Raw genomic sequence first — 9,600 nt, forward strand, 5'->3', positions numbered from 1 at the left:
CGGCGCCGGGGACGTACGCGCGCAGGCCCCCGCCGCCGCGCAGCAGCGGCAGCGTCTGGTCGGCGGCGCGCAGGCGCGCGGAGACGGCCGCACGGCGCTCCGCCTGGTAGCTGTCGAGCAGCGCCTCGCGCGGGCCGTGGTGCCAGGCCGCCGCGAGCTTCCAGGCGAGGTTGTCGGCGTCCCTGAGACCCTCGTCGAGGCCGTGCGTGCCGAACGCGCCCAGCAGGTGCGCCGCGTCCCCGGCGAGGAAGACACGCCCCACGCGCCAGCGCCGCGCGAGCCGGTGGTGCACCGTGTGGACGCCGGTGTCGAGCAGCTCGTACGGCGGCGTCGCCCCGCCGTTCCAGCCGGTGAGCGTCTCGCGCACGCGCGCCACCAGCAGCTCGGGCGTGACCAGGTCCTTGCCGGGCGGGAGCAGCCAGTCCAGGCGCCAGACGCCGTCCGGGAGGGGGCGGGCGGTGACCTCCCCGGCCGACGGTCCGGACGTCCGCCACGGCGGCATCCGATGGAGCAACGACTGGCCCTCCCACGGAAGTTCCGCCCGCAGCGCGGCCACGGCGTGTCGCTCGACCGCCGTGCGGCCGGGGAAGCGGATGTCCTGGAGCTTGCGGACCGTGGAGCGGGGGCCGTCGCAGCCGACCAGGTAACTGCCCCGCCACCACGTGCCCTTCGGCCCGCGCGTGTGCGCGGTGACGCCGGAGGGTTCCTGCTCGACCGTGTCCAGCCTGCTGTCCACCGAGAGTTTCACCAGGCGCTCGCGCGCGAGGGCGGTGCGCAGCGCGCGCGTGAGAACGTGCTGCGCGATGTGCAGGGGGGCCGGTTCCGTGTCGCCGAACGTGACCTCGCGCATCACCTGCTTGCGCCGCAGCGACCGCCAGCCCGTCCAGCGCAGTCCGTCGAGCGGGGCGCCGGTCAGCCGCTCCATCAGCGCGGCCGTGTCCTCGCGCAGGACGACCGTGCGCGCGAGCCGCGGCTCGTCCTTGCCCGGGCCCTCGTCCAGCACGACCGACGGCACCTCCTGACGCGCCAGCGCCAGGGCGAGCGTGAGCCCCACGGGCCCCGCTCCGACGATGATCACCGGGTCCACTGAAGGCCGCCCCCTGCCCGCGACGGTGCCCTCAGGGACGTAAGTGAATTCGAGGTGGGAGCAGGGTGCACGATCACAGAACGTATGCAACCCATTGCCGCTGCTTGCGTCAAGTGACGGAGGCAGCGGCGCGCACGCCACTGCCTCCGTACAGGTCAAGCGATGTGAGGGGACGTCAGGCCGCGCCACCCGCACCCGTGCCGTACGTACCGCCGACCGCGGCCGAGGCCGCCACGTCGTCGGTACCCAGTACCGCGCCCGTGCTGCGCTTGCTGCGCCGCAGGCGCTTCTCCAGCCAGCTCGCGAAGCTGGTCAGGATGAAGTTCAGGACGATGTACATGATCGCGACCACGATGAAGCTCGGGATCGGGTTGGCGTAGTTGGCCGCCAGCGTGCTGCGTGAGTTGAGCAGCTCGGTGAAGCCGATCATCGCACCGCCCAGCGCCGTGTCCTTCACGATGACGACGAGCTGACTGACGATCGCCGGCAGCATCGCCGTCACGGCCTGCGGGAGCAGGATGCTGCTCATCGTCTGGCCCTTGCGCAGCCCGATGGCGTAGGCGGCCTCCGTCTGGCCCTTGGGGAGGGCCAGGATGCCCGCGCGGACGATCTCGGCGAGCACGGCCGCGTTGTAGAGCACCAGGCCCGTCACGACGGCGTACAGCGGCCGGTCCTCGCTCGTGATGTTCGTGGACTGGGAGAAGAACTGGAAGGCGAACAGCATCAGCAGCAGGACCGGGATGGCCCGGAAGAACTCGACGATCGTCCCGGACACCGCGCGCACCGTGAGGTGGTCGGAGAGGCGGGCGATACCGAGGACCGCGCCCAGTGGGAGGGCGATCACCATGGCCAGTGCGGCGGCCTTCAGCGTGTCGCCGAGGCCGGGCAGCAGGTACGTCGTCCAGGCTTCCGACTCGGTGAAGGGATTCCACTGAGCGGACGTCAGCAGGTCCTTGTCGTCCAGCTTCTGCCAGACCCACCACACGAGCAGGACGAGCAGGGCGGCGAAGACCACCGACAGGACGGTGTTGCGCACCCGCGCGCGGGGGCCGGGTGTGTCGTACAGGACGGAACTCATCGCTTCACCGCCAGTCGCTTGCCGAGCCAGCCGAGGAAGAGGCCGGTCGGCAGGGTCAGTACCACGAAGCCGAACGCGAAGACCGCGCCGATGAGCAGCGTCTGTGCCTCGTTCTCGATCATCGTCTTCATCAGGAAGGCCGCCTCGGCGACGCCGATCGCCGCCGCCACGGTGGTGTTCTTGGTCAGTGCGATCAGGACGTTGGCCAGCGGGCCGATGACCGCGCGGAACGCCTGCGGCAGGACGACGAGCCACAGGGTCTGCGTGAAGTTCAGGCCGATGGCACGGGCGGCCTCTGCCTGGCCCATCGGGACCGTGTTGATGCCGGAGCGCAGTGCCTCGCAGACGAACGCCGCGGTGTACGCGACCAGGCCGAGTACGGCCAGCCGGAAGCCCTGGATCTTGAAGTCGCCGGAGCCCATGGTGACCCCGAAGACGTCGGCCAGGCCGAGCGAGCAGAACAGGATGATGACCGTCAGGGGGATGTTCCGGACGATGTTGACGTACGCGGTGCCGAACCAGCGCATCAGAGGGACGGGGCTGACCCGCATCCCGGCCAGCAGGGTTCCCCAGATGAGGGATCCCACGGCGGAGAGCGCGGTGAGTTTCACCGTCATCCAGAACGCCCCGAGGACGTCGTAGCCTTCAAGAAAGTCGAACACGATCTCCCGCGCTTCCGGGTGGATGGCCTATGTGAAGGGCGCGGCGCGCCGCCGCCGTGATCGCGACGGACGACGGCACGCCTCGGGAACCTCTCGGGACTTGCCCGCAGCTACTTGACGATGTTGCCGATCTTCGGGGCCGGCTCGTTCTTGTAGCCCGCCGGGCCGAAGTTGGCCTCGACGGCCTTCTGCCAGGACCCGTCGCTGACCATCTTCTCCAGCGCCTTGTTGATCTTGTCGACGGTCGCGGTGTCGCCCTTCTTGACGCCGATGCCGTAGTTCTCGTTGCTGAGCTTCAGGCCCGCGAGCTTGAACTTGCCCTTGTACTGCTCCTGGGAGGCGTAACCGGCGAGGATCGAGTCGTCGGTGGTCAGGGCGTCCACGGAACCGCTCTGGAGGCCGGAGAGGCACTCCGAGTAGCCGCTGAGCTGCTTCAGGTTGGCCTTCGGCGCGATCGACTGCTTCACGTTCTGCGCGGAGGTCGAGCCGGCCACGGAACACAGGTTCTTGCCGTTGAGGTCCGTGCCCTTGGAGATGTCCGAGTCGGCCTTGACCAGCAGGTCCTGGTGGGCCAGCAGGTACGGACCGGCGAAGTCGACCTTCGCCTTGCGCTTGTCGTTGATCGAGTACGTCGCCGCGATGAACTTGACGTCCCCGCGCGCGAGCGCGTTCTCGCGGTCGGCGCTCTTCGTCTCGACGAACTGGATCTGGTTCGGCTGGTACCCCAGCTCCTTCGCCACGTACGTGGCGACGTCCACGTCGAAGCCCGCGAAGGACCCGTCGGGCTTCTTCAGGCCGAGGCCGGGCTGGTCGTACTTGATGCCGATCTTGATCTTGTTGCCGCCCCCGCCGGAGGAGCTGCTGGAGTCGTCCTTCTTGTCGCTGCCGCAGGCGGTCGCGGCGAGGGAGAGGGCGAGAACGGCGGCCGAGGCGGCAGTGACCTTGCGAAGCTTCATGGTGCGTCCTTTTGGAGTACGAAGGGGTGCTGGTCCGGCGGTGCGGGTGCGGCCGTCAGTGGTGCAGGATCTTGGACAGGAAGTCCTTCGCGCGGTCGCTGCGCGGGTTGCTGAAGAACTGGTCGGGCGCAGCCTGCTCGACGATGCGGCCGTCCGCCATGAACACCACGCGGTTGGCGGCCGAGCGGGCGAAGCCCATCTCGTGGGTGACGACGATCATCGTCATGCCGTCCCGCGCGAGCTGCTGCATGACCTCCAGGACCTCGTTGATCATCTCGGGGTCCAGCGCGGAGGTCGGCTCGTCGAAGAGCATCACCTTCGGGTCCATCGCGAGCGCCCGTGCGATGGCCACACGCTGCTGCTGGCCGCCCGAGAGCTGCGCGGGGTACTTGTCCGCCTGGGTACCCACTCCGACGCGCTCCAGGAGCGCCCTGGCCTTCTCCTCGGCCGCCTTCTTGTCGGCCTTGCGGACCTTGACCTGTCCCAGCGTCACGTTCTCGAGCACGGTCTTGTGCGCGAACAGGTTGAACGACTGGAAGACCATGCCGACGTCGGCACGCAGCCGGGCCAGCTCCTTGCCCTCCTGGGGCAGCGCCTTCCCGTCGATCGTGATCGTGCCCTCGTCGATCGTCTCCAGACGGTTGATCGTGCGGCACAGGGTGGACTTACCGGACCCTGAGGGTCCGATGACGACGACGACCTCACCGCGCGCGATGGTCAGATCGATGTCCTGGAGCACGTGCAACGCACCGAAGTGCTTGTTCACGCTCTTCAGGACGACCAGCTCGTCGGTCGAGGCCGCGTCCTGCTTGGCCACCGATACTTCGGTCATCGCTCTCTGACTCCGTCCTCCTCGGGTTTCGAGGACAGTAGTAACCAGTCACGACCAGCGTCATTACATCTGAGGTGAATCTGAGCATCACGATCCGATAGCAATCGGACACGTGTAGTGGCCCGGTAGTGGGAGCGCGTATCGGCCGGATAACGGAAGGGGTGCGCAACCGGAACCTGCTTGACGGCGTCGTCGTCCATCAGCGTGACTTCGGTGGTGCACGCGCGCGTGGTGGCGCGTTTTCGCACCCGGGGCTCCGGTTCATTCCTAGGGGCCCGGCGCAACGACCGAATGAACTGGGGGAGGCCGGAATGAGACTGCTGCTCGTCGAGGACGACAATCACGTCGCCGCGGCCCTGTCCGCGGTCCTCAGGAGGCACGGTTTCGACGTCACGCACGCGCGCAGCGGCGAGGAGGCCCTCCAGGCGCTCGTCCCCGAGGGGCCCGGGTTCGGCGTCGTCCTGCTCGACCTGGGACTGCCCGACCAGGACGGCTACGAGGTGTGCGGCAAGATCCGCAAGCGCACCGCCACCCCGGTCATCATGGTCACCGCCCGCTCCGACGTGCGCTCCCGCATCCACGGCCTCAACCTGGGCGCCGACGACTACGTCGTGAAGCCGTACGACACCGGCGAACTGCTCGCGCGCATCCACGCCGTCAGCCGGCGCACCGTCCACGACGAGGGCGCCCCGGCCGCCGAGACCGCCCTGGTGCTAGGCCCCGTCCACATCGAGCTGCCGACCCGCCGCGTCACCGTGGACGGGACGGTCGTCCAGCTCACCCGAAAGGAGTTCGATCTGCTAGCCCTTCTGGCCCAGCGGCCCGGTGTGGTGTTCCGCCGCGAGCAGATCATCAGCGAGGTGTGGCGCACGAGCTGGGAGGGCACCGGGCGCACTCTGGAGGTCCACGTCGCCTCGCTGCGGGCCAAGCTGCGCATGCCGGCGCTGATCGAGACCGTACGCGGCGTGGGCTACCGGCTCGTCGCGCCGGCCGTCTAGCGGGCGCGCGTGCGTACTCGGCTGCTGCCGCTGCTCATCGTCCTCATGGCGGCCGTCCTGCTCGCCTTCGGCATCCCGCTGGCCGTCAGCCTCGCGGGCGCGCAGCAGCAGAAGGTGGTCGTCGACCGGATCGACGACACCGCGCGGTTCGCGGCGCTCGCGCAGTTCGTGACGGTGACGGAGGACGTGTCGACCACCGCGAGCGAGCGGGAGAAGACGCTGGAGCGGGAGCTCCAGAACTACTACGGCGTCTACGGCATTTATGCCGGTGTCTTCGTCCGCGGGGGTGCGGCCATGGCCGTCGCCTCGCGCGGCTGGACTCTGGGGGCGAGGGACTCCGAGGTACGCAAGGCGTTCGACGAGGCATTGCTCAGTCGGCGTAGTCACGACCCCGAGCAGGTGTGGCCCTGGGACCGCGGCCGGCTGGTCGTGGCGTCGCCGGTCATCCGGGACGGCGACGTGGTCGCGGTCGTCGTCACCGACTCGCCCACCGGGGCGCTGCGGTCACGCATCCTGCGCGGCTGGCTGATCATCGGCGCGGGTGAGGTCGCCGCGCTGCTGCTCGCGATCGGGGCGGCCCTGCGGCTGACGGGGTGGGTGCTCAAGCCGGTCGCGATCCTCGACACGACCACCCACGCGATCGCCAGCGGTCGGCTCAAGTCCCGCGTGGCGGCCTCTGGAGGCCCTCCAGAGCTCCGCAGACTGGCCCGGTCGTTCAACGAGATGGCCGACACCGTCGAGGACGTCCTGGAGCAGCAGAGGGCTTTTGTCGCCGACGCCTCGCACCAGCTCCGCAACCCGCTCGCCGCGCTGCTTCTGCGGATCGAACTGCTGTCGTACGAACTTCCCGAGGGCAACCAGGAGATCGCCTCCGTCCAGGGCGAGGGCAAGCGCCTCGCGCAGGTCCTCGACGACCTCCTCGACCTCGCCCTCGCCGAGCACTCCGAGGCCGACCTGCGGATCACGGACGTCGGTACGCTCGCCGCCGAACGCGTCGCCGCGTGGGCGCCCACCGCCGAGGCCAAAGGGGTGATCCTGCGCGGGGACTGTCCGGCCACCACCGCGTGGGCCGACCCCGTCGCCCTGTCCAGCGCGCTGGACGCCGTCATCGACAACGCCGTCAAGTTCACCCCTGAGGGTGAGAAGGTCGAGGTGACGGTCGCCGTCGACGGGACCGCCGCGACCGTCGTCGTCACCGACAACGGGCCCGGCCTCACGGACGACGAACTCGCGCGCGTGGGTGACCGTTTCTGGCGCAGCGGGCGGCATCAGAACATCAAGGGCTCGGGGCTCGGGCTGTCGATCTCCCGCGCGTTGCTCGCGGCGGGCGGGGCGACGATCTCGTACGGATCGCACGAGCCGCACGGGCTGACGGTGACGGTGCGGGTGCCCCGGACGTCGGCGTCCTGACCTACGGCTTCACCGAGCGGTAGTAGCGGCGGGCGCCGTCGTGCAGGTCGAGGGGGTCGGTGTAGATGGCCGTCCTCAGGTCCACGAGCTGCGCGGAGTGGACGTTGTGGCCGATCGTGTCGCGACTCTTGATGACGGTCTTCGTGAACCACTCGACCAGGCGGTCATCGGTGTCCGTGCGCGTGATCAGGAGGTTGGCGACGGCGACCGTCGGCACGGGCTGGTTGTGCTGGAGTTTCGGGTACGCGTCCCCGGGCATGTTGGTGGACCGGTAGTAGACGGCCGGGCCACCCTTTTTGTGCATTTCGGCGACAAGGGACGGAGGTATGGCCACGAAACGAAACTCGGAGGGTTCGGCTGTCAGGGTCTGAAGCCCCTTGGTGGGCACCCCGCCGGACCAGAAGAACGCGTCGATCTTGCCGTCCTTGAGGTCCTGCGGCCCGGTGTCGATGCCTTCGTTCATGGCCGTGAAGCTCCCCGGGGTAACGCCGGCCGCCGCCAGGACCGCGTCCGCCATGAGCCGTACGCCGGAGTTGCGGAGTCCCGTGCCGACGCGCTTGCCCTTCAGGTCGGCGACCGTCCTGACGTCCGAACCGGACGGCACGATCAGCTGGAGGTAGTCGTCGTACAGGCGCGCCACCGCGCGCAGTTCGCCTGACCCGCCCTCGTACCTGTCGTCGTACTGCGCGACGGCGTCGGCGGCGGCGATCGCGAACTGTGCGCCGTCGTCGGCCACGAGCTGGACGTTCTCCTGCGAACCGTTGCTCTGGAGCAGGTCCACCTTCAGGCCCGGCATGTCCTTGGACAGCTCGCCCTTCAGGAGATCGGCGTACTGGTAGTAGACGCCGACCTGGTTGCCGGTGGTGAACCTGACCGACCCGGACGGCGGGCCGTCCCCCAGCGGCAGCAGCCACCACAGCAGCAGCCCGAGTACGACGACGCCGGCCGCCGCGCCTTCGAGCGCGTGACGCTTGCCGATACGGGCGAACAGCTTGGGCATGGCGCGATCCTGCCAGGCGGGACGGGTGCTGACCAGGGTGGGGACCGTCGGAGGGGGCGCTGTCAGTGGGCGCCGTTACAGTCGGTGCATGAGTTCGTCGCCCGCTGAACTGGTCCGTGAGTTCCACCGAGCCTTCGGGCTCGACGCCCGCAGTACGCCCGTCGAGGTCTCTCCCGCGCTGGCCGCGCACCGCGGGGAACTGCTCGCCGAGGAGGCCGCGGAAGTCGCCGAGGTGTCCGTCGGCGGGCCGCTCGACAAGCTGGCGCACGAACTGGCGGACGTCGTGTACGTCGCCTACGGGACGGCGCTCGTGCACGGGATCGACCTGGACGCCGTGCTCGCCGAGATCCACCGGTCCAACATGACCAAGGTCGGACCCGGCGGGGAGATCGCCCGGAGGGCGGACGGGAAGGTGCTCAAGGGGGAGCACTACGAAGCGCCGGACGTGGCGGGGGTGTTGCGGCGCCAGGGGTGGGAGCCGCGGTAGGGCGGCCCCCGCCCCCGGGAGTCACGCCGGTGAGCCCGCCAGCTTCCACTCCCGGTGCAGCGCCCCGAGCGGGATGTCCCGCTTGAACAGCGGGGTGCCGAAGACGGACAGCTGGAGCCGCAGGGTGCCGGTCAGGTCGATGCCGCCGTACAGCGCCCAGGAGCCCTTCGCCTCGAAGTCGCCGTCCGTGCCGGTGATGGAGCCCTGGGCCTCGCCGCGGACGAACGGTGCGAGGTCGGCGACGACGCCCACAGCCCCGTAGAGGCCGACGCTCGCCTCCGCGCCCAGGGCGGCCTTGACGGAGCCCGCGGCCGTCACGGACGTACGCACCGGAGTGCTCGTCACCGTCGACGAGTTGACCGGCGTCCAGCCCTGGGCCGGGCCGAAGGTCCCGCCCGCCTTGAAGTCGCCCTCGACGCTCTGCTCGACGTCGACCGTGACCTTGCCGTCGCTGGTGATCTGGACGTAGCAGGTCAAGTCCAGGTTGACGACGACGGGGACCGGGCCGACCTGGAGCACCGGATCGGCGTGCAGCTTGGCGAAGGGGATGCGCTGCGCGGTCGCGGCGGCGGCGCGGCCCCTCAGAGCCCAGCCCGAGGACCAGTCGCCGGAGACGCCGAGGTACGCCGAGAGCGGGGAGGCGGCAGCGCCCTCGCCGCCGTACGTGAAGTCGACCTGCGGGGCGACCTGGACGAAGCCCGAGACGGACGCGGTGGCCGACGCGGAGTCGTCGCCGATCGTCGGCAGCGCGGCGCTCACGTCGAGCCGCAGACTGCCGAGCGGGACGGTCGCGCCCTTCGGGCCGATGTGCACGTCCTTGGTCTTCGACCAGGAGATGCCGACGTCCGGGAGCAGCTTGTCGATCTGGAACGCGGACGGGGCGACGGGCACGCTGCCCTTCGCGGTCTCGTCGGCCAGCAGGGCGTTCAGCTGGGCCGGTTCGGTCTCGACCTCCGTGCCCTTCGCCGTCTCGCCGATCACCTTCGTGACCTTGGCGAGCAGGCCGTTCGGCGCGCCGGGCGCGGGGGCGCTGGCGATGACGTCGCCGACGGCGGTGGTCCCGGGCGGGGCGGACTCGGACGGGGCGGAC

At 69.9% G+C, this 9,600-nt stretch carries 10 protein-coding genes; 3 read left to right on the forward strand and 7 right to left on the reverse strand.

The features are described from left to right. From AOK24_RS04565 to AOK24_RS04585, 5 genes are all read right to left on the reverse strand, one after another. A partial coding sequence (locus AOK24_RS04565; RefSeq protein WP_055718769.1) for an FAD-dependent monooxygenase occupies window positions 1-1,087 on the reverse strand: 1,087 nt, incomplete at its 3' end. Between the two features lie 175 nt (window positions 1,088-1,262). Continuing rightward, window positions 1,263-2,165 carry an amino acid ABC transporter permease gene (locus AOK24_RS04570; protein WP_055718770.1) on the reverse strand — a complete coding sequence of 301 codons (903 nt, stop codon included), beginning with the start codon at window positions 2,163-2,165 and terminating at the stop codon, window positions 1,263-1,265. Beyond that, window positions 2,162-2,827, reverse strand: coding sequence for an amino acid ABC transporter permease (locus AOK24_RS04575; protein WP_055718771.1), 666 nt, complete (start codon window positions 2,825-2,827; stop codon window positions 2,162-2,164). The genes AOK24_RS04570 and AOK24_RS04575 overlap by 4 nt, the downstream gene beginning before the upstream one ends. Before the next feature lie 110 nt (window positions 2,828-2,937). Further along, window positions 2,938-3,783, reverse strand: coding sequence for a glutamate ABC transporter substrate-binding protein (locus AOK24_RS04580; RefSeq protein ID WP_055718772.1), 846 nt, complete (start codon window positions 3,781-3,783; stop codon window positions 2,938-2,940). A 55-nt stretch (window positions 3,784-3,838) separates the two neighbouring features. Further along, window positions 3,839-4,615, reverse strand: a complete 777-nt coding sequence (locus AOK24_RS04585; protein ID WP_010358964.1) for an amino acid ABC transporter ATP-binding protein — start codon at window positions 4,613-4,615, stop codon at window positions 3,839-3,841. A 311-nt stretch (window positions 4,616-4,926) separates the two neighbouring features. Between AOK24_RS04585 and AOK24_RS04590 the strand changes: the two genes are divergently transcribed. Together AOK24_RS04590 and AOK24_RS04595 are read left to right on the forward strand one after the other, a co-directional pair. After that, window positions 4,927-5,613 carry a response regulator transcription factor gene (locus tag AOK24_RS04590; protein ID WP_055718773.1) on the forward strand — a complete coding sequence of 229 codons (687 nt, stop codon included), beginning with the start codon at window positions 4,927-4,929 and terminating at the stop codon, window positions 5,611-5,613. 9 nt (window positions 5,614-5,622) lie between these two features. Continuing rightward, a complete protein-coding gene (locus tag AOK24_RS04595; RefSeq protein WP_055718774.1) occupies window positions 5,623-7,023 on the forward strand; it encodes a sensor histidine kinase in 1,401 nt (466 codons plus the stop codon). A gap of 1 nt (window position 7,024) precedes the next feature. On the opposite strand, the gene AOK24_RS04600 is transcribed toward AOK24_RS04595, so the two are convergent. Further along, window positions 7,025-8,023, reverse strand: a complete 999-nt coding sequence (locus AOK24_RS04600) for a TAXI family TRAP transporter solute-binding subunit (RefSeq protein ID WP_055718775.1) — start codon at window positions 8,021-8,023, stop codon at window positions 7,025-7,027. An 88-nt stretch (window positions 8,024-8,111) separates the two neighbouring features. Here AOK24_RS04600 and AOK24_RS04605 point away from each other — a divergent pair, with 88 nt between their 5' ends. Beyond that, the gene (locus tag AOK24_RS04605; RefSeq protein ID WP_055718776.1) at window positions 8,112-8,510 is read left to right on the forward strand and encodes a pyrophosphohydrolase domain-containing protein; all 399 of its coding nucleotides are present in this window, start codon (window positions 8,112-8,114) and stop codon (window positions 8,508-8,510) included. A gap of 21 nt (window positions 8,511-8,531) precedes the next feature. Here AOK24_RS04605 and AOK24_RS04610 read toward each other — a convergent pair. After that, window positions 8,532-9,600: hypothetical protein (locus AOK24_RS04610; protein WP_055718777.1), on the reverse strand; the 1,069-nt coding region annotated here is incomplete at its 5' end.

This window comes from Streptomyces niveiscabiei (assembly GCF_001419795.1).
Lineage (GTDB): Bacteria > Actinomycetota > Actinomycetes > Streptomycetales > Streptomycetaceae > Streptomyces > Streptomyces niveiscabiei.